The sequence below is a fragment of the Alkalicoccus halolimnae genome (genome assembly GCF_008014775.2).
Lineage (GTDB): Bacteria > Bacillota > Bacilli > Bacillales > Salisediminibacteriaceae > Alkalicoccus > Alkalicoccus halolimnae.
This window is the reverse complement of record NZ_CP144914.1, coordinates 1,215,778-1,238,004: the sequence shown is the minus strand read 5'-3', so window position 1 is coordinate 1,238,004 and position 22,227 is coordinate 1,215,778. Positions and strand designations below refer to the sequence as shown.

Sequence of the window (22,227 nt, the reverse complement as noted above, 5' to 3'; positions counted from 1 at the left end):
GGGTTTTGATAAAAGACAGGTCATATGATAAAGTGTACATACGAACGGTCGTTAGTAAAGGGAGGATATTTATGAAGACTACTGTTACTGATCTTATAAGAGTCTCAATGCGGGAGTTCTCACTGCACGGTTACGATGGAGCCTCATTATCCTCTATTGCCGCCTCAACGGGGATCAAAAAGTCGTCCATCTATAATCATTTTTCCAATAAACAAACGTTGTTCCTTGGAGTAGTAGACACAGTTTACGATGCCTATATTGAACATCTTAAAGCTGCAGCCGGACCCGGCTCCTCTATGACTTTGAAAGAGATTTTAGAAAAAACGGCTGTTTATCTTGCAAACGAAGAAAACGGACGTTTTTATCTGCATTTCGTTCTATTTCCCCCTCCTGCTCTTCAACAGGAAATACGGAGCAGGTTTTTGTCTTTTGAGGAGGATTGCAGCAAAATTTTCCGACCTCGTTTTGAAGCGATGATTCATGAAGGAATAATACGGGAGCAGCCTATAGAGCCGCTTTTAGATAGTTTTTACTGCTTGATGGATGGAATTTGTGTGCAAAGGTTATATTATGATGAAAAGCTCTGGAACAGGAAATACAAAGCTGCATGGGATGTTTTTTGGAATGGTATTGGAGGTAAGCCGTATGCTTGATCTGCTGTGGCAGTATATATTGATATTTTTGATGGCCGCAACTCCCTGGCTGGAAATATTAATCGTCATTCCTATAGGAGTGGGGATGGGACTGGAACCTCTTTTAGTCGGCTTCGTTTCATTTATCGGGAATTTTCTCCCGGTTCTTTTTATTGTTTATCTGCTTCATTATGTGGAAAATACTCAGCGGGTTCGTAACTGGAAGGCAGGAAGACTTAAAAAGAAGCGCAGAAAACGCACGACCGGCCGTGGAAAGAAAGCAGAAGCCCTTTTTATTAAATACGGACTTCCCGGATTAGCTGTGCTTGGACCCGCCTTAACAGGCATCCACCTTGCCGCTGTTATTGCTCTTTCCTTAAAAGCTGGCAAGCACGAAACTGCCTGGTGGATGGCGATCAGCCTGGCAGCATGGACTATCTTCTTAACAATAGCCAGCATTTACAGCCTTGAGTGGATACAAAGTCTGTTTTCCTGATAAAAGGAAAATATTTATAAACTTTCTGTTCATTCATACAATTTGTACAAAGGTTCTATCGTCAAAGAAGGCAGCGTTCCACAGAGTTCCTGCACAGCCGGCCTTCTGTTCTAAAGAGTTGTTCACGCTGATAAACACCGCACTCAAAAAAAGCGATTGAAAATAATAAGATTCAGATACCCCCTGGAAAAAGTCTTATTAAGCAGTAAAAGCACGCCCAATAAGTCGATCAGGATTGACTGACCTCGACGGGAGTGCTTTTTTCTAACGACACTTTTTCAGTTAAATATGTTGAACTTAATGAGAAGTTTCCGCTTCTGAAAACAACCGCTTCAAAAACATGCCTTCTATACATATATAAATTGAACTTAATATTTATAAGAATAGAATGTATGACCTCGAAAGCGGTCTTCTTTATCGAAAAAAAGAAGGGTGGTATTATTTTTAACTGCAGATCGTACCTGCAGGAAGAACAGAAATGGAGAACAGGCCGCTGCAGGGCACATGGCGCGACTCCAGGGCGAATCAGGACAGCCGAAGATCCAACCCGCCCGACCGCAGGGAGGAAGGGGTTAGCTGAGGCCGGCCCGCCCGGAAAGCGTCCCCACGGAAACGTAAGCGGCTGGTTACAGTAGGGGGAGACTAATTATTAAGTTCAACATATATAGATATTAAGTTTAAAATATATAGACACTTTTTACTCTCATGCCCCGGGCTCAAGTAAAAACTCAGACCTTGAAACAGATTTATTATTTCAATCAAAGTAACCTTCAGCATTTCAAATAGATCGCGGAGGACAACATTTTACTGTTTGTACGGAAAGGTGATTCATAAAAAATCTCTTTGATTCTGCCCATGTCCCGTTGTCAGTACCGGGCTCTCGCCCATAAAGACTGAATCGACTTTTTATACCATATAAGGCTTTCATCAAATTCTTTTCTCTTTTCGTAATAGCTTCCGAGTTTTTCAGAATAAAATGCAATGGAGACCCAATCCTGCAGATCTTCAAAAAAAGGAAGGATTTTTTCTTTAACCGTAGCTTCAAAATCTTTTTCATGAACTCTATCATAAGAAACTAAATAGTAGAGAAATTTTAATTCGTATTTCTCATCGAAAGGAATCAGCATCCGCTTATTTTTTAATTTCGATATCGTTTCCATTCCATGAGCTACCCAGCTTAGAATATCCTGTCCAGAATCCAGCTTTTCGAATTCCTGCAGAATGGAATGTATCGTTACGAGCCTCTCTCTGCCCGAACGCATCCGGTAACTCTGCTGGAAGCAGTGAATGGCATCCATCTGTTTGTTTGACTGGGCATATATTTCTCCTCTCATCTGGAGAACTTCTGCCTCCAATCGGGTATTTTGAGTCTGCTCGCTTATAGCAGCTACTTTATCCAGTTCTTCAATCGCTTTTTCGAATTTCAGAACTTTACGGTAGGCCCTTGCCAGCAGCACTCTGCAGGCACCGCTCAAATGAAGATTGTAATCTCTGTCATAGACGTTAATTGCTCTTTGGGTGAAATCGATGCTGATTGAATAGTCACCGGTTTCCAGACCGACTCTTCCTAAAAGAGCAAAGTGATCGATCAACTCTTCTTCCGGCAGCACCACTTCTTTGCTGTAGTCACTGGCCAGGCAGGCATGATTGCGGGACTGGTCGTATCTTTCAAAGAATATATAGATAATTGTGTGTATTTTTTCGTAATAAAATTTGATATCTTCGGGTACTTCTTCGAGTGAAAATTCGCTTATTGCTTGCCTCAGTTCTTCAAGGTAGTGAATATCTTCCTTAAATACAGCAAATCTGGCTGCAAAAAGCAGATACATTAATTGTATGTGGCTATCATGAAAATATTCTATTTCTTCAGCCAGTTCATTTCTTACTCTTTCTGCTTCACTTGTCTGTTTGCGTATGATGAGCGAATGCCAGTTTATGAGTTTCCGTTTCATTTCTTCGTAATCCAGTTTTTCGAGGTCAGACGAAGTTAAATTCAACCTGTTCAGCAGTTGTTCAAAAACTTCATCTGCAGGATTAATTCTATTATTTTCAATTTTACTATAGTAAGAAACGGAACAGATATCCCTGCATATATCTTCCTGTTTCTTTCCTTGTTTTATTCTATTGTATTTTAACAGTTTCCCTAACATTAAATCACACCTCTGCTTCGGTCCCGATTTTATCTGAAATGGAGCTTGTGACTTTATTATTATAACTTAAGTATATCCGTAAAAAGTACATCACGTAAAGCATCCTGTAATTTTCATAATAGGATTCATATTCCATTAAACCGACTAAATCGATGTATTTAATAACATAATGATCAGTATATCAATTTTTTATTTATTTCAACACCTTTTTTTGTCTATATAAATTGAACTTAATATTTATAAAGACAGAATGTATGACCTCGAAAGCGGTCTTCCCTATCGAAAGAAAGAAGGGTGTTATAATTTTTAACGGTCGACCATACCTGCAGGAAGAACAAAGATGGAGAACAGGCCGCTGCAGGGCACATGGGGCGACTCCAGGGCGAATCAGGACGAGCCGAAGATCCATCCCGCCCGACCGCAGGGAGGAAGGGATCAGCTGAGGCCGGCCCGCCCGGAAAGCGTCCCCATGGAAACGATAGCGGCTGGTTACAGAAGTGGAGACTAATTATTAAGTTCAACATATATATCTATTGAACGGATTTCATACACCCTTTTCCTAAATGAAAATGCGGATATTCATAAAGCATTACAATACGAGTTCCACGCATGGAGAGGAACGCAGGAAAAGATACGAGCTCCCGGAGGAGGGTCCAGTGCCGGCTGAAGATCCAATGCTGCGAAGGATTTTGTTCAGTCTTTTTTTAAGATTTGTTGTCTCCTGGAGGAAAGAAAGGTAATCTAAATATATGTTACATAGTAGGTTTATAACTTTATCTATCATTTTCTAATGTGGGTTTATTTAATAACGGAGGGACAACATGTTCAAACCTGTACAACTCGGAATTGATTTAGGAACTTCCAATGTGCAAACTTATACAAAGAAAAAAGGACTGCTTTATAATGAGCCGACTATAGCTGCTATAAGAGAGGAGACGGGAGAATGTGAAGCTTTCGGATACAAAGCTGAGCTGCTCCTTAAAGAACAGCCCGATGCTTTCAGAGGTAGCCGGCCGCTCGAGAATGGAGTAATGGCCGACGATGCAGTTACATTAGAAATGCTGACTTTTTTAATAAAATCGTCACTGAAAAAAGTTGGAGGTTCTCTTAGAAAACCGAATGTCGTACTATGTGTCGCCCCGAATCTGACTTCGGTAGAGAAAAGGGCTGTTAAAAAAGCAGTTTTGTTAAGCGGAGCCTCAACAATCCGGTTAATTGAAGAACCAGCTGCCTGTGCTTTAGGTACAGACATAAAAGCAGAATCCGCTTCCGCCCATTTTATTGCTTCTATTGGTGGAGGGACTGCTTCATCAGCAGTAATTTGTTCAGGCAGATCAGCTGCCTCAAGTTCTATACGAGCTGGAGGATCTGACCTGGACAGAGCAATTACTGACTACCTCTATCACACTTACTCTGTAATCGTCACCAGATCAGCTGCCGAAAATTTGAAAATAGATATAGGAAGTTCTCCAGGATATCATAATTACAAACAATCTGTTATCCGGGGATTGGATAGAAAATCAGGCCTCCCCCGATCTATTGCTGTTTCGAGCCGGGAGATTCAAAAAGTTTTGGAAAAACCACTTCATCAAGTGCTGGAAAATATAGAAAATACGATAGCTTCCTGTCCTCCCGAACTAAGCGGAGATCTTATTGACCGGGGACTTCTGCTCAGTGGCGGCACTTCTCTTCTGCCCGGGCTTGCAGAATGGTTTTCCCAGTCTTTAAATCTCCCTGTCCATTCCACTCAAGATCCTTTCGAAACAGCGGCACGCGGCACGGGGGCTGCATTTAATTTATTTAATGAGTCGAACGAATAATTTTATAATGAGCTTCCCTGTGCTTTGGATAATCTCTGGGAACCGGCACATGAAAAAAAAGAGGCTGTCCAACATTGTTGGACAGCCTCTTTTTATTAACTTTCTGGAGGGATATCGACCCATTCCATCGTTCCATTTTCAATATGAAAAAGTGCTCCTAGTACTGGAACTTCTCTCTCGGCAGACGTGAACACGTTCTGGTGTTTTATGTTTTCCACCTGTTTTACTACATTAAATCTTTCCAGAGTTTCCCCATCTTCAGGTGCCTTCCCTTCAAACAGTGAGAGTGTGTCACGTATAGGACTAATCCAATTTTCAAGCGGTTCGGGATGGGAAGCTGTTTTTGTTCCTTGAACCCCTCCACAATGTGTGTGGCCTAGTACGAGTACGTAATCAACCTTTAACACGTGAAGTGCGTAATAAAGACTCGCCTGAAATCCTTCATCTTCCTGAGATGCCTGATTCGCAATATTTCGATGAATGAAAAGTTCACCGAGGGGCTGTCCTGTCACGGTAGATGGGTCTGTACGTGAGTCACAGCAGGCAAGCACAAAAAAAGAAGGAGTCTGACCTTTCGCTAAACTCTCAAAGTATTCTTTATTTTCGCTCAGCTGTCTGTCTTTAAATTTTTGCTGGGCTGTTTCCAATTCTTTTCTATTCACTGATATCCTCCTTCGTATCATTAAAAAAGGTTATTTTGAATAGTTTCTCATGAAGCAGTCAAGTTTACAACTTGGTTTATCCAGCTACTTCCCTCGAACAATACGGATAATAACTACAACAACAACAATAATCAAAATAAGATGAATTAAGCCGCCTGCAAGATCAAGCAGTAAACCTGCAATCCAGATAATAAGCAGAATGGCAATAATGGTCCAAAGCATCCCTGTTCCTCCTTAAGTTCCATGATATCTATTTATTTCCTTAATATAATACTTTGAAACTTGAGTATTAGATATGCTGAACTTATGATGCATAACTTTCTCTTCTGTATGCTGTCTTTGTTTCACGGGGCACGTATTTCGAGTGGCTGGTCTGCTGCTGTTTTCACAGGACAGCCACCGACGAAAACAGCGGAAGATAAGCCCCGTGAAAGTATTCGTCTGAAGTGAAGATCATTTCCATTGTTCTGAGACTTTACAGGATTGATATCTCCTATGAAATTCATTCATTAGCATATATAAAAGGAACCGCTTTCGGGATAATGCCTATTTCTGCTGGAGTTTCTGTTTCAACTTCACCATCTGCATCCACTTTTTTAACAGGATTGGTTTTCAGGTTCACAGTTTTCACCTGCATATGAGTAACACCTTGAGTATTTTCGACCTGTCCGTTTTTGCTGCTTCGATGAAGCCACTCTCTGAACAGCTCTCCCCCTGTCCCCTTCATAATGATTAGATCAAGCATCCCGTCATCCATTTTTATCGTAGGAAAAGGGATTTTTGTAGTACCGATCGATCCTCCATTACAGACAAGTATCATAACAGCTTCTCCTTCACGCTGATGGCCGTCAATGGTCATTGAATAAGAAAATGTTTCTGCATCTTTCATCGTTTTCCAGGCGCTCATAAAATAGCTGAACCGCCCCATTCTTTCCTTTACTTCCTCGTCAATATTTTCTGAAGTGTCGGCAATGATACCCATACCCGCAAAATTCGTAAATGCATGGCCGTTACATACACCTATATCTGTCCAGTACACTGTGCCTTCCAAGGAAGCACGCACTGCTGCCAGAGGATCCATAGGGAGATTCAACGATCTCGCAAAGTCATTACATGTTCCAGCAGGAATGATGGCCGTCACAGGTTTATTTCCCCTTTTCCTGAGGCCGTCAATACACGTGTGGACGGTTCCGTCTCCGCCCATTATCCAGACTTGATCCCATTGATTTTCTTCGTCCTGAAGATATTCCTGAATTTTACCAGGATGTTCTCTTGCAATGAAATGCAGTTCTTCGACTTCCGGATCCAGTATTTCTTTAATATCTTCCAGAAGTTTTTCATGATCCTCGTTGCCTGCCTTGTCGTTATAAACGACGGCTCCTCGTTTTATCATTATAGGCACCTCGCTTAAAATTCTAATAAGTATATTAAAATTATCTGTTTTTAAACCATAGCAGTTCATGGATTTTACTTTGTGACATGTGTAAAATGTTTATCATCATAAGGTGGTGAAGCAGAGTGCTGTGGATTGGGTTATTTATACTTATAACCATACTGATTATTAGTATGCAGTGGTTTTTTGGAATTAGCAAACTTCCCATGCTGAAAAATTATTCTCCTGAAGAAAACAGCTTTCCTTCAGTAAGCATCGTCGTTGCAGCGAAAAATGAAGAAAAGCGAATAAAGGAAGCCGTAATCTCCATGCTGAATCTCGATTATCCCAATTTAGAAGTAGTCGTCGTTAACGACCGGTCTGACGATGCAACGCTCGACCTGCTGCTCCGGCTTCAGAAGGAACACCCTCAAAGCAGCAGACTGATGGTGCACACTGTTACTTCCCTGCCTGATGGATGGCTTGGTAAAAATCATGCCCTTCAAACAGGGGCTGACTTAAGTTCAGGCAGCTGGATTTTATTTACCGATGCCGATATTATTTTTGATTCTTCCGCTCTTTCCAGAGCCGTCTCTCTTATCCGGAAAGAAAAGCTGGACCATCTCGCGTTAGTTCCCGATAATGAAGGTGGAACGTCTGCCTACCGTGCTTTTCATAATTACTGGAGCATTCTTGGAATGTGGAATTTCATTCAATTGAAACACGCAGGTATCGGAGCTTTTAATTTTATCAATCGGAAAGTTTACATCTCAGCAGGTGAACACCGGTCTCTGCGAACCGATCCTGATGATGATTTAAAACTTGGGAAGCGTATTGTTAACCAGGGTTTCAGACAAAAACTCGGATTTGGAAAAGACCTTGTATATGTCCAATGGTATGAAAACATCCCCCAAGTAGTAAACGGCCTGGAGAAAAATTTATTTGCCTTTATGCGTTATAGTATTTTTGCTTCCATTTTCTTTTCCGCACTGATTTTTATGCTGCATGTCTTTCCTTTTGCTGCATTATTCTTCACGCAGGCTTCTGTTTTTTTTATTTTCTTTTTGATTATTGCATTATATACGGGGATGTATGCCTATAATCAACGTTTCACTGGTGAAAATCCAATATTGATTTTAACCATGCCTTTCTGTGCTCTTCTTTTTATTTTTTGTCTGCTCCGTTCCATGTTTATGACATTGAAACGTGGAGGGGTCGTCTGGCGCGGAACACTCTATCCTTTAAAAGAACTCCGGAAGAAAAAATAAACTTTCCTAAAGGTATTTCTGGTAAAATAAAGAAAATGCTGCTGTTGAAATTGCAATAGTCCGGAGAGGAGGAATTACTTGTGACAAGATCTCATGCATGGATCATGCTGCGCCTGCTGTTTGTACTTATATTTATAACAGCCATCGCCCTGGTTGTAACATGGTTTTTCCGCATTGGATATCCTTTTTGGATTGCTGCTTTACTAGTATGGATGTTTTATCCACTTATAAGATGGCTGCGCAATAAATTAAGATTTCCAAATACACTGGCTGTAATCTCTGCTTTATTATTAGGAATAAGTGCTCTTGGCGGAGCGGTAACCGGGCTCGTTTTTCTGATCATATTCGGAGTAAGGAGAATTTCTGATTTTCTGCCGCAGTGGATAGAGTCCACCTCAAGAGATATTCAAAACTTTTTCAATCAGTCCATCTTTCCTATCTGGCAGCAGATTACAGGAGCTATGGACTCTTTAACGCCCGAACAGCAGGATGCTTTTAATAATGGGATAGCTACACTCGGAACACGCCTGGCTGCGTCGTTAACAGAAGGTGGCCAGGGACTTACTGAAAGGCTTACGCAGGTACTCATATTCGTCCCTGCGTCCCTGCTTGTACTCCTTATTATTTTTCTCGCATTCTATTTTATTGGTAAAGACTGGGATCGGATTTTTTCTTATATATACTCAAGAATTCCTGATGCATTCATGAAAAAATCAAAAGAATTCAAAAAAATGTTTCAATACAGAGTACTGGGTTTTCTCCGAGCCCAGATTATTTTAATGTTTATCGCTTCTCTGCTCGTCCTTATTGGTTTATTCATTTTAAGAGTGGACAATGCCCTTACTATTGCGCTCATTATCGGCTTGGCTGAAGTTCTTCCATATCTTGGTTCCGGCACAATTTTAATTCCGTGGTCCTTATATATGTTTTTTACTGGAAGTATCAGTATGGGAGTAGGGCTGGCTATTGTCTATGGAATAACGATGGTAGTCCGCCAGGCTATTGAACCGAAAATTCTATCGACAAGCATGAATTTAAATGCACTTGCCGTTCTTGTTTCATTATTTGTCGGATTCCAGCTTTTTGGTGTTGTCGGTTTTTTCCTTGGCCCGTTCATTCTAGTTATTGCTGTTATTTTTAAAGATATTGGAATTCTTGATAACCTGCTGCATTTTATCAAAAGTGGGTTCAAAGAAGAAGATGAAAAAGTGGATCGTAATAAATAAGTGCTGTTTTCTCTATCCTGTATACGGATGCTCCCTTTCAATGTGCCTCACGGTTACACGGCTCTGGCGGCATTCAACATACAGAGGAAATCAATGAAAAAACACCGGGACAGATTCAATAATATAAGAAAAGACCCTGCCAATTTTAGGTAAGGGTCTTTTCTTATATTATCGTGTTGATTTGTTGACATACCCTCATTTGCCGAGGGCCCGGAGGAAGACGTCTTCACGGGGACTTTCTGCTCCTGCTATTTTATAAACTTCTCCTAACATCGTAATGCTGCATAGGTGAAGATCATTTTTTACATATAATTCTTTAGAGAAAATTCGGTAAACTGAACAATTATTAAAGAAAGCTGTTTCGTTTAATGGGTTTAAAACCCGGAATATAAATGACTGTATAATGCGTGAAAGCTTACCAGCTTCATTTAAAAGATATATTGTTTAGAAGGAGGGAGAATTCACTAATTATTTTCGGAGGCTGAAAGAGAACGTTTTTTTCGTTCCTCCTCCCCCGCAGCGATACGATATTCTTCAATAAACGTATATACAATTCTAAGTTCATCTTCCGATAATCTTTCAACCAGACGAAGGACATCTTGTTTGTTAATATTCACGGAAGCTCCCTCCTTCTTTTTAATACTACTTTTCTTTACCCCCTCTACGTTCTTTTTATGCTTCAAATTCGAGCATTTTTTTCGTTGTGTACACATAGTATACGATATACGCTAAAAGTGCCGTACCAACAAGGGCAGCGAAAAAAGCAATAACGATGGATTCTCCTGTTCTTTCGACTGCAATTCCCAGAAAAGCCCAGACAAACACGAGACCATAAACTGCATCTCTGAAAATACGTGTAAAAGCGTAGGCTATTCCTCCTCCAACAAAAAGGACAAGTACCGTCCATGTAATATTGGAAAATATGAATCCTTCATTTAGTCCGATGGAATTAAAAAATATTCCGATATTTACTATTGTAGCTACTGAGACCCATCCCAGATAAATAGAAAAAGGCAGTTTCGTCCATATTGTCACACCTTCTGTCCGGTCCACATGGTAATACATAAATATAATCGTCGTAAGCAGAGCTACCATAGGAAACAGTGTTAAAACGTAAAATTCAAAATGGAACAAAAACAGCCAGAGCACGTTAAAAAGACCGCTCCATGCAAAAAGAAATCCTATGCGGCTTATTGCTTCAAGGTCTGCCCCCCTGCGGGTATAAAGTCCTCTGACTGCCCATAAAAACAGCGTGAGATAAATAAGACTCCATATGCTGAAAACATATCCGGCAGGTGTAAACAAAACATTAACTCTTTCAGAAAGCTGGCCAGTTGTTAAGTTATTTAATGGCAGTGTGTTTGCTAGTACATTTATTGTAATAACGACCAGCAGTACGGCAAGGTTTATTACAGCGAATTGGCGGATCATGTTTAACACCTTCCTTTATTTGTGTAATTATTTCTTTCTCTACCCTAATACAGATTAAATTAATCTGAAAGTCTCATATGGTACAATTGGAAAAATAATTAGTAAGCCTTTTCGTTTCTACAGCTTTATCCAGCCAGGGAAAGCCTCAGAAAGCTGCCAGGCATCACCACTGTATTTATAATGTGTTCCGCGAAAAGCAGTTTTTATAAAGAAGGCTCTGTTAAAGCTCCGTGTTGTTATTGGATTACCTGCGGCTCCTTTTTCTTCGCCTGCCGCGGAGAAAGCATGCGGCTTCCCTTGCGTCCGGGAGGATCTTCCTGCTTTTTATTTCCTCAGGAGTCTTGAAAAATCATCTTGGGACTGGCTTCTACTTTGGTACCTTCTTGATTCAACCAGCGGGCTTTCTGTATTAGAAAATTACAACGAAGCGGAAACACGCCCGTGGAAGAAGGAGATTGGAAGATCCCGCAGGGCGTAAGCCTGAGGAAGCTGGAAACCTCCTCCACGGAGGGCCGAAGCAAAGTTTCTTATACATCAACAACAGGCTTTAACAGAGCTATAAAGAAAGGAAGAGACGTATGCGTTCTGATTGGAAAAACCAGGCTTTCGAGCTTGATAAAGAAGATGATCTCCGCGGTTATAAGAAAGAATTCTACCTTCCTACAGGAATTTATCTGGACGGTAATTCTCTCGGCCTGCTCTCAACCAGGGCGGAAGCAGCTGTACATGCCTGTATAGATGACTGGAAGCACAGAGGGATTAATGGGTGGTCTGAAGGTCCTGACCCATGGTTTTACTTTGCAGATGAACTGGCTGCCCAGAGTGCTGAGCTCATAGGTGCTTATCCTGAGGAAGTTGCGGTCACAGGCTCCATTACTGTCAATCTTCATCAGCTGCTGACTACTTTTTTTGAGCCTCAAAAAAATAAAAATACAATTGTAATGGACAGTCTTGCTTTTCCTACAGATGTCTATGCCGTTAAAAGTCAGCTTCAGCTGCACGGCCTCGATCCTGATAAACACCTGACATTTATTCCGAGCAGGGATGGGGCTAATTTGGAAGAAGAGGATATCTTTAAATCCATCACGGAAAATACCGCCCTTGTGCTCCTCCCTTCCGTCCTGTACCGAAGCGGTCAGCTGCTAGACTGGAAGCGTATAACAGAAAAAGCCCATAGTTATGGTGCTCTTATCGGCTGGGATCTTGCCCATTCATTCGGCGCTGTGCCGCATGACCTTCATGAAAGTGGCGTCGACTTTGCTGTCTGGTGTACGTATAAGTATGCTAACAGCGGTCCCGGTGGTACAGCAGGACTTTTCGTGCACAAAAAGCATCACGGTCAAACTCCAGGACTTGCAGGCTGGTTTGGTTCAGACAAACAGAAACAGTTTGATATGGAAGCCGTATTTTCTCCAGCTGAAGATGCGTCGGCCTTTCAGCTGGGTACACCGAACGTTTTGAGCATGGCTCCACTGAAGGGCTCACTTGAAATGATTCTTGAAGCAGGCATCGACAGTCTGCGCAGCAGATCCTTGAAGCTGACTTCTTTTATTCGTGAAGGTCTGCAGGAGCTGACTGCTCTGGACGATACGCTGAAAATTGTAACCCCGGAGCTTGATCGCGGAGGACACATTGCATTGACACATCCCGATGCCGCCCGCCTATGTAAAGGTTTGAAAGAGGCAGGAGTCATTCCGGATTTTCGTTCACCGGACATTATCCGCCTCGCTCCCTCCCCGCTTTATTCAAGCTTTGATGACCTGGCTGAGACACTGATCATTTTTGAAAAACTGCTGGAAACGAAATCTTATAAAAAATATAAAAACGAACGGGATATTATTGCTTAGCCCCCTTTTTAAAGCCAGCTTTGAAAAAGAACAAACGGTTAAGGAAACTTTTCCCGTTTGTTCTTTTTTTGTCTGCCCTGAAAATAAAAACAATGGAGACCGCTTAATTGGAAAAAGTGCTGTTAAGTGCCTGTTCTATATCCTCCCAAATATCATCAGAACTTTCCAGCCCAAGTGAAAGACGTACGAGAGAATCATTTATACCCATTTCTATTCGTTCTTCCTCCGGCACGATCGCGTGGGTCATGCTGGCCGGGTGCTGAATAAGCGATTCTGCATCACCAAGACTGACAGCTGTCTTTACTATTTTTAATTGATCCATAAAATCCTGGGCAGCTTCTTTCCCGCCGTCAATTTCAAAACTAATCAAACCTCCGAACTTTTTCATCTGGCGTTTCGCAAGCTCAAAATCTTCAAAAGCAGGATCTCCTGGATAAATAACATTTTTCACTTTAGAATGGTCCTTCAATTCCTTAAAAATCGCTGCGGCATTTTCACAATGACGATCCATTCTTACTGCGAGCGTTTTCAGTCCTCTTAGAAGCAGCCACGCATCAAAAGGACCAAGTACAGCTCCGATATCTTTCTGGGTTGTCATACGGATTTCCTGCATATGCTCAGCAGGTCCCACAGCTGCTCCCGCAATTACATCTCCGTGCCCGCTGATATATTTTGTCGCGCTGTGTATAACAAAATCAGCGCCAAGCTTCAGCGGCTGCTGCAGATAAGGAGAACAGAATGTATTATCTATTACAACTGTCAGACCGTTTTTACGGGCAGTTTTTATAACCATTTCCAAATCAACAAGTTTCATTGTCGGATTAATCGGCGTTTCGACATAGAGGATTTTTGTTTCCGGACGAATCTCACGCTGAATGACCTCTTCACTGGACATGCTGATTAAATCATAGTGAAGATTGTACTTCTCTTTCATCATTTTAAGAAAGCTGTATGTACATCCGTATACTCCTTCAGATACAAGCACATGATCACCGGATTTCATCAGATGCATTAAAACTGCTGAGACTGCCCCCATGCCCGAGGCGAAAGCGATACCCTCCTGCCCTTCTTCCAGGTCAGCCAATTTTTTCTCGAATTCCGTTACCGTTGGATTACCAAGTCTTGAATACATATAGCCTTCTTCTTCACCGGAAAACCTTGCTTCTCCCTGCCGGGCATTGTCAAAAACGAATGTCGATGTTTGATAAATAGGTGGAGCCAGACTCCCATAATGCCGGCTTCTCTCAAAATTTCCGTGAATAAGTCTTGTTTCTAAATCCTTTTTCTTCATACTTTTTTATCCCCCTCGAAATTAAAGCGTTTACATACTTATTATACACAATAATTTTGAAATGACTCTGTATACATTAATGAATAGCAATTAAATAGAAGAAGTTACCAAACCGCATTAATGAAAAAGCTGTTCCAAAAAATAATTGGAACAGCTTTGCAGAGTGTTAATTAAGTCACCCTTTCAGCCTGATTATTCTATTTATTGTCTATGTCTCTACTCCCCTTCCCGGTGGAAACAGAGAACCGTAGACCTGTACATAAAAAACTTTATAAACAGCTTTGAACAAGGAACCGGCATTATGCTGAAAAACCTTCATGACTGGAGTTCATCATGAAGGCATTCATAGCTCATATTAAATTTAACGTGTTTTCTGCTTATTCTCTTTATTCTTCTTCAGTATTCGAGAAGGTGACCCCCTCCTGCTATCATTTATTCTTCAACAAGCAGAGAGAGTTCCTCCCATCTTTCCATCTTTTTTTCGAGACTTTTTTCCGTTTCCTGCTTTTCCTCATAAAATTCCTTAGCTTTATCGAAATCAGCACCGGTAGCTTCAATCTTTTCATCAAGCTGTTCGATCTTTTCTTCCAGCTTGGAAATATCTTCTTCAATGGAATTCCATTCCTGCTGATCTTTGTAGGAAAGCTTTTTACGTTTAGTTTTGTCTTTTACCGGCTTTTCTTCTGTATTCTCTTCCTGTATATACGGCTGATATGCCTCTTCTTCCAGCCATTCGCTGTAACTGCCGTAATACCGCTCAATATTTCCACCTTTTTCGCGGAATACAAGCAGCTGACTTACGGCTCTATCCAGGAAATACCGGTCGTGGGAAACGGTAATTACGACTCCAGGAAACTGATCCAGGTAATCTTCCAGTATAGAAAGCGTTTCTGTATCCAGATCGTTTGTCGGCTCATCGAGAAACAGAACGTTCGGTTCTTCCATTAACACTTTCAAAAGATATAAACGTTTTCTTTCCCCGCCCGAAAGTCTGCGGATGTGCGTCCACTGCTTGGCACGGGAAAATAAAAACCGCTCCAGCATCTGTTCAGCTGTAATCAGAGCCCCGTCTGCTGTTTTGACAGCTTCTGCCGTCTCTTTGATGTAATCGATCATCCGCAGGTTTTCGTCCAGCGGTTCATGTTCCTGCGTATAATAACCTATTTTGACGGTTTCTCCGATATGAACTGAACCGCTGTCCTGCACTATTTTTCCCGCGAGAAGATGAAGAAGCGTCGTTTTCCCGGTACCGTTCGGACCGATAATGCCCAGTCGGTCTCTTCGATTAATTAAATAACTGAGACCGCTTATGACTTTTTCTCCTCCCCTCGAAACAGAAACGTCCTCGAGTTCAATAACATTTTTGCCCAGTCTCTTGGAACCAATGGCAAAATCCAGTTCTCTTTTTTCAGAAGGACCTTCTTCGTCCTGAAGAGCTTCGACCCTCTGTTTTCGTGCTTTCTGCTTGGTTGAACGGGCTTTCGCACCTCTTTTCAGCCATGCAAGCTCTCTTCGCAAAATGTTCTGCCTTTTTGACTCCTGCTGGATTTCTGTTCTTTCCCGCTCCGCTTTCTGCTCGAGAAAACGTTCATAGTTTCCAACGAATTCATACATATTTCCTTCGTGCATTTCAAAGATTTTCTGTGTCACTCTATTTAAAAAGTAGCGGTCGTGCGTGATTACAATTAAAGCACCGCTGTACTGTTTTAAAAATCCTTCCAGCCATTCTATCGTGACGTTATCCAGATGGTTCGTCGGCTCATCAAGCAGGAGAAGATCCGCCGGCTGAATCAAGGCTCTCGCAAGAGAAACACGCCTCCGCTGACCGCCTGACAGCTCACCAACCGGTTTTTGAAACTCCTGAATCCCGAGCTTCGTTAAAATCACTTTAGCCTGTGTATTGGCTTCCCAGGCATTCTGTTGATCCATTTTCGCCTGTGCTCTGGAAAAACGGTCCTGCATTTTTGCATCTGCACTTGCTTCTGTCAGGTCAGCAAGTGTTTTTTCATATTCTCTCATTGCAACCATGCTCGGGGCATCACCGTAAAATACAGTTTCCAGAACAGTCAGCTCTTCTTCAAGGAAAGGATCCTGCGGAACATATTCCATGCGGAAATCGTTCGCGTGAATAATGTCGCCCCCTTCGAGACCATCGATTCCGGCAACTGCTTTCAACAGCGAAGATTTACCTGTTCCATTTATACCTACTAAACCAATTCGTTCTTTTTTCTCTACCGTAAATGAGATACGATTAAAAAGGACTTTATCTCCATAAGTCTTTACTAAATTTTCTGCGCGCAGCAAACTCATTGTCATCATCCTTCGCATTTTGGACATTCTACTCTATTGTAACGTTAATAGGCTTGTCCTGAAACATTTTAGCTGCTGCTGCGTAGAAAAGTATGGAGAAATTTGAGGGGGAATTGCTTTATGCTACAAATGATTATTATTATTCTTATCGGAGCGCTCGTATTTTTACCGCTCCAGAGAGTGTGGTGGCAGCGCCGTGAATTCCGCATCTGGATTCCGATGCGCTACGTTCTCGGTCTTGTCTACGGCGTTTTCCTGTTTTATATGGGACTGCTCGACCAGACGTGGACGCTGCTCGTTTCAGCCTACCTACCAGCCCTTGCTGTATGGCTGATTATTGACAACAGCATTATCTATATGATGATCCGCACTTTTAAACGCGACCAGGCTTTGAGAGGTGCTGGAGCAGGAATAGCCGTGCTTCTGCTTTTTATTGTATTTTTCACTCTGCAGCCGCTGTTTCTGGCAGATAACAAATTCGACATCGCAGATGGAGAAGAGGTGACAGCCGAGGATCTCGACCCGGTTAATGAGGAGAGTATTCCTGTCGTTCCAAGAAGCTACGCCCAGTATCGATCGGACATAATGATGGGCCAGCTTGATAATCCCGCTTTTTATAATTTGGGAAATACGAGAATTCAGCGTATTGATGATGCTCTTTACTGGGTTACTCCTATAGAATATGACGGTTTTTTCCGTTGGATGCGTTCAGATGCTGTCCCGGGGTTTATAATTGTCAGCGCTGATAATCCGCGGGAAGATCCTCAGCTGATTGAAACAGACATGAATTACGTTCCATCCGGTTTCTTTCATGAAAACCTGGAACGTCACGTCCGCATGGCTTACCCGGATGTTGTCATGCTTGACACCACTTTCGAAGTGGATGGTGACGGGAACCCCCGCTACATTGTTAATTATGGTCATTTCACAGAGTTCCGCCGCGTGGCTGATGTCGACGGAGTCATCATTGTCGATCCTGCTACCGGGGATATGGAACAGTATGAAGCAGAAGAAGCACCGGAATGGGTGAATCGTATCTATCCTCCGCACATAGCGCAAGAAAGAAATGACTGGTTCGGCATTTATAAGCAGGGTCTTATAAACCGCTTTTTCGGCAGAGAAGGATTAACGGAACCCACGGGCTGGGGATCCGACGACACAGTCACCGGAGTCGTCAATGAAGACCTGCAGCTCAGCTGGTTTACCGATCATATGAGGCTTCAAAGTGAAGGGCAGGAAGCTTCCCGTTCTATGGTTGGATTCACTATGTTTGACGCACGCACCGGGGATCTCCGCTATTTCCGGGATGCCAGCGGGTCCTTAAACGGACGTACAGCTATGGACCTTGCCGAGCGGACGTTTAGAAGAGACGACTACGTCGCCGGAACGCCTTCGCTTTATAATATATACGGCCAGTATACCTGGGTTGTTCCACTGATGGACCGTAACAATGTTCTTCGCGAAATCATGCTCGTTAACGGGCAGGATGAAAATGTCTATGGTTATGGAGAAACGAAGCAGGAAGCGTTTAATGCTTATCAGCTGGAACTTTCTTCTGAAGTCGATGACGAGGTCGTTCCGGGAGAATTCAGTGATATGGAAGAAGAAACGGTCATCGTGCAACGCGTTTATCATTGGGACCGGGAAGAAAATGTCACAGTACGTCTCTGGATGGTAGAAAAAGAACGTATTTTTACGTTGAATGCCTCTTCTCATCCAACTGCTGTATTCATTGAACCCGGAGATGAAATTACCATTTCTTATATGGATAACAACGAAACGGTGCAGCCGATTGAAGAGCTGGAGTTTGATGTTTCCCAGTAAAAAGAAGGCTGCCTTGAAAATAAAGTATGGAAACGATGAACGTGCGCTTTCGTTTCCATGGGGGCGCAGGGCCGCCCTCAGCTGATTCCGTCCTCCCTTTGGTCGGGCGGAGTGGATCTTCGGCTCGTCCTTGATCGCCCAGTAGTGGCTCCGTGTGCCCTGCAGCGCTTAGTTAAATTATAAAGCAGAAGCTCCTTCTAATAACGAAGATCCCGTTTGACCATCAATCATATCTCCTGCATAAGTGTTTCTGTTAAAGCTCCGGGCTCTTACACAAACTTGGTGGTATGAAGCTATATTTTCCACTAAATCAAAAATGAACTCATTATCTCAAACTGCTCATTCCTGTTACGGCCGCTTATTAAGGGAGAAAGCAGACGGCACATACTCTGGAGGGATTAAGCGAAGGCTGCAGATGCTTTTTGAAGAAGCTGAGCTTCGATAATACCAGCCGAAGACAAGCCCCTCGGATAGCTTCCGCCACGGAGCGCAGGCAGACAAGAAGCACATTTTATACATTAACGGCCCGGGGATCTCCCCGGGCCGTTTTTTAATAAGATCTTTTATATTTCGAGAAGTTCTTCGATTTCTTCTTTGCCTAAAGAGGAAATCATCGTCTCCCCAGAATGAACTACGCGGTCGAGCAGGTTGCGCTTTTTCTCCTGCAGTTCATGAATTTTTTCTTCAATAGTACCGGTCGTTACCATTTTCGTCACCTGCACGACCCGCTTTTGACCGAACCGGTACACGCGGTCAGCCGCCTGATCCTCTACTGCCGGGTTCCACCACGAATCAAAGAGGATGACCGTGTCGCCTCCCGTCAGATTCAATCCTGTTCCTCCGGCTTTCAGAGAAACTAAAAACATCTCTTTCTCTCCATCGTTGAATCGATCTGCCATCGTAAGCCGGTCTTTAGCCGGGGTGTTTCCGTCCAGATAAAAGTAATCTGCCCCGGCTTCATCAAAACGTTCCTTCATGATAGCGAGCATTTTTGTGAACTGACTGAACACCACAATTCGATGACCATTTTTTCTGGCCTCAGCAGTATACTCCATCAACCTCTCGAGTTTATCTGATCCGCCATCATAAGAAGGAACAAACATGCCTGGATGGCAGCAGATCTGGCGCAGTCTCGTCAGCCCTGCGAGTATCTGCATACGGTTTTCCTGCCAGGAGTTTCTCGCAATAGCATCCGATGCTTCCTTCTGAAGCAGTTTCAACTGGCCTAAATAGAGTGTTTTTTGTTCCTGCGTCATATTCGTATATTCGACCGTTTCCAATTTTTCCGGAAGCTCTTTAAGCACTTCCTGCTTTTGTCTCCGGAGAATAAACGGACGAATCCGCTTTGCAATCGAATCTTCCTGCATATTCCGGAAGATTTCCCGCTTCGGGAAGACTCCGGGAAGGACGATGCGGAAGATAGAATACAGCTCTTCGAGTGAATTTTCTATCGGGGTACCGCTCAGGGCAAAACTCGTTCCGCTTTCAATTGACCGGACTGCTTTCGCCGTTTTTGTGATCGAATTCTTCACATATTGTGCTTCATCAAGGATAAGCGTGGAAAACCGCTTCGCTGCATACATCTCTTCGTCTCTGCGCAGCACCGGATAAGAAGTAATACAGATGTCGTATTGATCAATTCCCGCAAACTGAGCATCACGCTCGGCTTTCGAACCGGTGACTATCACAGAGGAAAGATTTGGTGCAAATCGTTCTATTTCCTTCTGCCAGTTGTAGATGACGCTCGACGGGCAGATAATCAGCACCGGATCTTTAACTGACTGCCGCGCTTTTTTACCGGCTAAAAACGTGATTGTCTGCAGCGTTTTTCCTAAACCCATGTCGTCAGCCAGTATTCCGCCGAATCCGTAGTAATCTAAAGAAGTCATCCACTGATACCCACGCTTTTGATAGTCACGCAGGGAAGCGTCGATGTCATCGGGGAGTTCAAAATCGTGCTCTTCTGGTTCCAGAAGACGTGTCAGCAGCTGTTTGAACTCTGCACTTTTTTTAACTGGAACAAAATCAGCATCGTCCAGCTGAAAAGCTTTGTAAAGAGGGATCTGCATCTCTTCTTTCATGTCACTTTCTTTCATATCGAGATCTTCAACAAGGGATCGGACTCCCTGAAAAGCTTCTCCCTGCAGCGGTACATAGGCACCGGAGTCAAGCTGATAGAAGTTTTCTCTTCGGACGAGTGCTTTCATCACTTCTGTGACTTCAGAGTCGGATATTCCTTCAAAATCAAACGAGATGTCCATCCATCCGCCTTCCGGAGCAACGCTCGCTTCGAGCTGCGGTTCCATATCCGGTTCATAAAGGAGCTTTTGAAGAGACTTCGGTGCATATACTTCAAATGATTCCGACAGAACAGGAAGCCACGAGGACATAAAGTAGAGAATATCAGCTAACGAGTCGAGGAACAGATCTTCCCCATTATACTTAAACGGTGCTTCCTCAATCAGAGCGAGCAGCCGGTACTCCTGTTTCATATCCCTGACCAGCACCGTCTCCGTCTTTAAAGGCTCTTCTTTAAAAGGATCGATCGTTTTCTCACCGTACTGAAAAACAACAGAAGCCGTCATTTTGCGGTCTTCATGCTGAAGCTTTAACTTAGGTTTAAGCGGCGGCATATCAATACCCGCTTCGATTGCCTCATCCATTTCCACTCTCCCTACTTCCCGCAGCTGGGGAAGCAGGACGGAAGCGAGCTGTTCCAGATGGTCGTCGGTAAAGGACAGCTTTGCTGCATCTTCCAGCGCCAGCGTATAGTAGAGGGTGTGCAGGATCCGCAGTTTCTCTCCCGAAGTGTAATAAAATACTCCTTTATAAAAACAGAGTTTAGCTGCAGCTCCAAAATAAAGCAGTTCGTGAGCTTTAGACCAGTAAAGCTGATAAAGCCCATCTTCATTTTCTGCTTTTCGGACGCTGAATTCAAATGGCTTCGGCAGTTCTTCCATGTGTAAACTGGCATACTCGCGCACCTGGTCATCCACGATAGTATTCATTTCAGAAAGATCCTTCAGGAATTCGAGGGCATAAGGCGAAGGAATTTCAAACGACCGCCTCGACTCTTTATTTCTTTCATAAAAAGTGCTGTGCATCGTTTGAACATCCATTAACTCTCTGATTCTGTCGAGCATCGCAGCATCTCTTTCCTTGAATGTATGATCTGCAGGGTGATAAGTAAACAGCTTGGTAAACCGGAGTGCATCTCCATTATCTATGGCTTCAAGCAGTTCTCTAATATCTTTAACAATATAGAGTTTTCCGACACCGATTTTAAGCTCCACTTCAATTGTTCCAGGAACATGTTCATAGTAGGAAGGGTAAAGCTTCACCGCATACTGCACGGTAAGCTCTTCTCTGCCTTCTGTCGTTTCGTATTCCTGTCCGGGAATAAAAAGGGATTCAAATGACTGGAGTACTCTGGCCGTCTGCTCTGTTTCTCTTCGGGAAAGGCCTCCCGTTACAGGTTTCTTATATTCCGCTTCCCTGTTTGTTAACCAGGAAGCTGTATCGTACTCATTCATCTGCAGAAAGGCGGTGAGTACATGCACACATAGTCTGCTGCCTCTTCCACAGGAACAGGAAACCGACGTAATATTCAACTGATGATCCGGCTTAATGTCCACAGTAAACGTCTGTCTGTACCTTTCCACATTGATCCGGAAATGTTTTTTCTCATAGTCCCAAAAAATTTCCTTTACACTTTTTTCATCTTTATATACACGGGCAATCTTCAACTGCTCCGAAACATGCTGTTCATGCTTTAAATCTTCCTCACTCAATTCATCAAGACGCACAAAAAATTCCCCCTTCAGCGTACAAATCGTCTATCCTCCATCATACCAAAATTTCCTGCAAAGCACGAATCAGAGAAGCAGAAAGTGAGTAT

Annotated in this window: 17 protein-coding genes; 8 read left to right on the top strand and 9 right to left on the bottom strand. The window is 42.9% G+C overall.

Annotated features, from left to right (window positions below; genetic code table 11):
* Window positions 1–71 precede the first annotated feature (71 nt).
* Both FTX54_RS05405 and FTX54_RS05400 read left to right on the top strand, forming a co-directional pair.
* Window positions 72–653: a TetR/AcrR family transcriptional regulator gene (locus FTX54_RS05405; RefSeq protein WP_147804051.1), complete on the top strand. Its 582-nt coding sequence runs from the start codon at window positions 72–74 to the stop codon at window positions 651–653.
* Window positions 646–1,128: a small multi-drug export protein gene (locus tag FTX54_RS05400; RefSeq protein WP_147804050.1), complete on the top strand. Its 483-nt coding sequence runs from the start codon at window positions 646–648 to the stop codon at window positions 1,126–1,128. Before FTX54_RS05405 ends, FTX54_RS05400 begins: the two co-directional genes overlap by 8 nt.
* Window positions 1,129–1,994: 866 nt before the next feature.
* Here the strand turns inward: FTX54_RS05400 and FTX54_RS05395 are convergent.
* A complete protein-coding gene (locus FTX54_RS05395) occupies window positions 1,995–3,278 on the bottom strand; it encodes a helix-turn-helix transcriptional regulator (protein ID WP_147804048.1) in 1,284 nt (427 codons plus the stop codon).
* 340 nt (window positions 3,279–3,618) lie between these two features.
* Here FTX54_RS05395 and FTX54_RS05390 point away from each other — a divergent pair, with 340 nt between their 5' ends.
* Both FTX54_RS05390 and FTX54_RS05385 read left to right on the top strand, forming a co-directional pair.
* A complete protein-coding gene (locus FTX54_RS05390) occupies window positions 3,619–3,786 on the top strand; it encodes a hypothetical protein (protein ID WP_187254573.1) in 168 nt (55 codons plus the stop codon).
* 313 nt (window positions 3,787–4,099) lie between these two features.
* Window positions 4,100–5,098, top strand: a complete 999-nt coding sequence (locus FTX54_RS05385) for a rod shape-determining protein (RefSeq protein ID WP_147804047.1) — start codon at window positions 4,100–4,102, stop codon at window positions 5,096–5,098.
* A gap of 95 nt (window positions 5,099–5,193) precedes the next feature.
* On the opposite strand, the gene FTX54_RS05380 is transcribed toward FTX54_RS05385, so the two are convergent.
* The 3 genes from FTX54_RS05380 to FTX54_RS05370 form a co-directional block, all read right to left on the bottom strand.
* Window positions 5,194–5,760 (bottom strand): carbonic anhydrase, encoded by a 567-nt coding sequence (locus FTX54_RS05380; protein WP_187254572.1) that lies wholly within the window; start codon window positions 5,758–5,760, stop codon window positions 5,194–5,196.
* An 84-nt stretch (window positions 5,761–5,844) separates the two neighbouring features.
* The gene (locus FTX54_RS05375; RefSeq protein WP_147804045.1) at window positions 5,845–5,982 is read right to left on the bottom strand and encodes a lmo0937 family membrane protein; all 138 of its coding nucleotides are present in this window, start codon (window positions 5,980–5,982) and stop codon (window positions 5,845–5,847) included.
* 280 nt (window positions 5,983–6,262) lie between these two features.
* A complete protein-coding gene (locus FTX54_RS05370; RefSeq protein WP_187254571.1) occupies window positions 6,263–7,153 on the bottom strand; it encodes a diacylglycerol/lipid kinase family protein in 891 nt (296 codons plus the stop codon).
* A gap of 125 nt (window positions 7,154–7,278) precedes the next feature.
* Here FTX54_RS05370 and FTX54_RS05365 point away from each other — a divergent pair, with 125 nt between their 5' ends.
* Both FTX54_RS05365 and ytvI read left to right on the top strand, forming a co-directional pair.
* Window positions 7,279–8,400, top strand: coding sequence for a glycosyltransferase (locus tag FTX54_RS05365; RefSeq protein WP_147804043.1), 1,122 nt, complete (start codon window positions 7,279–7,281; stop codon window positions 8,398–8,400).
* A gap of 80 nt (window positions 8,401–8,480) precedes the next feature.
* On the top strand, window positions 8,481–9,626 hold the full coding sequence (ytvI, locus tag FTX54_RS05360; RefSeq protein ID WP_246125639.1) for a sporulation integral membrane protein YtvI: 1,146 nt from the start codon (window positions 8,481–8,483) through the stop codon (window positions 9,624–9,626).
* A 464-nt stretch (window positions 9,627–10,090) separates the two neighbouring features.
* Here ytvI and FTX54_RS05355 read toward each other — a convergent pair whose 3' ends face one another.
* Window positions 10,091–10,243: a hypothetical protein gene (locus FTX54_RS05355; protein WP_187254589.1), complete on the bottom strand. Its 153-nt coding sequence runs from the start codon at window positions 10,241–10,243 to the stop codon at window positions 10,091–10,093.
* A 55-nt stretch (window positions 10,244–10,298) separates the two neighbouring features.
* Window positions 10,299–11,057 carry a TspO/MBR family protein gene (locus FTX54_RS05350; RefSeq protein WP_147804041.1) on the bottom strand — a complete coding sequence of 253 codons (759 nt, stop codon included), beginning with the start codon at window positions 11,055–11,057 and terminating at the stop codon, window positions 10,299–10,301.
* A 578-nt stretch (window positions 11,058–11,635) separates the two neighbouring features.
* Between FTX54_RS05350 and kynU the strand changes: the two genes are divergently transcribed.
* Entirely contained in the window at window positions 11,636–12,904 is a 1,269-nt protein-coding gene (kynU, locus tag FTX54_RS05345; protein WP_147804040.1) for a kynureninase, read from the top strand.
* A gap of 103 nt (window positions 12,905–13,007) precedes the next feature.
* Here the strand turns inward: kynU and megL are convergent, their stop codons facing one another.
* Both megL and FTX54_RS05335 read right to left on the bottom strand, forming a co-directional pair.
* Window positions 13,008–14,195 (bottom strand): methionine gamma-lyase, encoded by a 1,188-nt coding sequence (gene megL / locus FTX54_RS05340; protein ID WP_147804039.1) that lies wholly within the window; start codon window positions 14,193–14,195, stop codon window positions 13,008–13,010.
* Window positions 14,196–14,627: 432 nt separating this feature from the next.
* Window positions 14,628–16,505, bottom strand: a complete 1,878-nt coding sequence (locus tag FTX54_RS05335; RefSeq protein WP_147804038.1) for an ABC-F family ATP-binding cassette domain-containing protein — start codon at window positions 16,503–16,505, stop codon at window positions 14,628–14,630.
* A gap of 120 nt (window positions 16,506–16,625) precedes the next feature.
* Between FTX54_RS05335 and FTX54_RS05330 the strand changes: the two genes are divergently transcribed.
* Window positions 16,626–18,329 (top strand): hypothetical protein, encoded by a 1,704-nt coding sequence (locus tag FTX54_RS05330; protein ID WP_147804037.1) that lies wholly within the window; start codon window positions 16,626–16,628, stop codon window positions 18,327–18,329.
* A 563-nt stretch (window positions 18,330–18,892) separates the two neighbouring features.
* Here FTX54_RS05330 and FTX54_RS05325 read toward each other — a convergent pair.
* On the bottom strand, window positions 18,893–22,135 hold the full coding sequence (locus FTX54_RS05325) for a DEAD/DEAH box helicase (RefSeq protein ID WP_147804036.1): 3,243 nt from the start codon (window positions 22,133–22,135) through the stop codon (window positions 18,893–18,895).
* Window positions 22,136–22,227: the final 92 nt, after the last annotated feature.

What these genes read in the sequence shown, in the direction of transcription:
- FTX54_RS05390 (WP_187254573.1), top strand. Translation starts at nt 3,619, where the DNA reads ATGGAGAACAGGCCGCTGCAGGGCACATGGGGCGACTCCAGGGCGAAT.
- FTX54_RS05385 (WP_147804047.1), top strand. Translation starts at nt 4,100, where the DNA reads ATGTTCAAACCTGTACAACTCGGAATTGATTTAGGAACTTCCAATGTG.
- FTX54_RS05400 (WP_147804050.1), top strand. Translation starts at nt 646, where the DNA reads ATGCTTGATCTGCTGTGGCAGTATATATTGATATTTTTGATGGCCGCA.
- megL (WP_147804039.1), bottom strand. Translation starts at nt 14,195, where the DNA reads ATGAAGAAAAAGGATTTAGAAACAAGACTTATTCACGGAAATTTTGAG.
- FTX54_RS05375 (WP_147804045.1), bottom strand. Translation starts at nt 5,982, where the DNA reads ATGCTTTGGACCATTATTGCCATTCTGCTTATTATCTGGATTGCAGGT.
- FTX54_RS05370 (WP_187254571.1), bottom strand. Translation starts at nt 7,153, where the DNA reads ATGATAAAACGAGGAGCCGTCGTTTATAACGACAAGGCAGGCAACGAG.
- FTX54_RS05330 (WP_147804037.1), top strand. Translation starts at nt 16,626, where the DNA reads ATGCTACAAATGATTATTATTATTCTTATCGGAGCGCTCGTATTTTTA.
- FTX54_RS05395 (WP_147804048.1), bottom strand. Translation starts at nt 3,278, where the DNA reads ATGTTAGGGAAACTGTTAAAATACAATAGAATAAAACAAGGAAAGAAA.
- kynU (WP_147804040.1), top strand. Translation starts at nt 11,636, where the DNA reads ATGCGTTCTGATTGGAAAAACCAGGCTTTCGAGCTTGATAAAGAAGAT.
- FTX54_RS05350 (WP_147804041.1), bottom strand. Translation starts at nt 11,057, where the DNA reads ATGATCCGCCAATTCGCTGTAATAAACCTTGCCGTACTGCTGGTCGTT.
- FTX54_RS05405 (WP_147804051.1), top strand. Translation starts at nt 72, where the DNA reads ATGAAGACTACTGTTACTGATCTTATAAGAGTCTCAATGCGGGAGTTC.
- FTX54_RS05335 (WP_147804038.1), bottom strand. Translation starts at nt 16,505, where the DNA reads ATGAGTTTGCTGCGCGCAGAAAATTTAGTAAAGACTTATGGAGATAAA.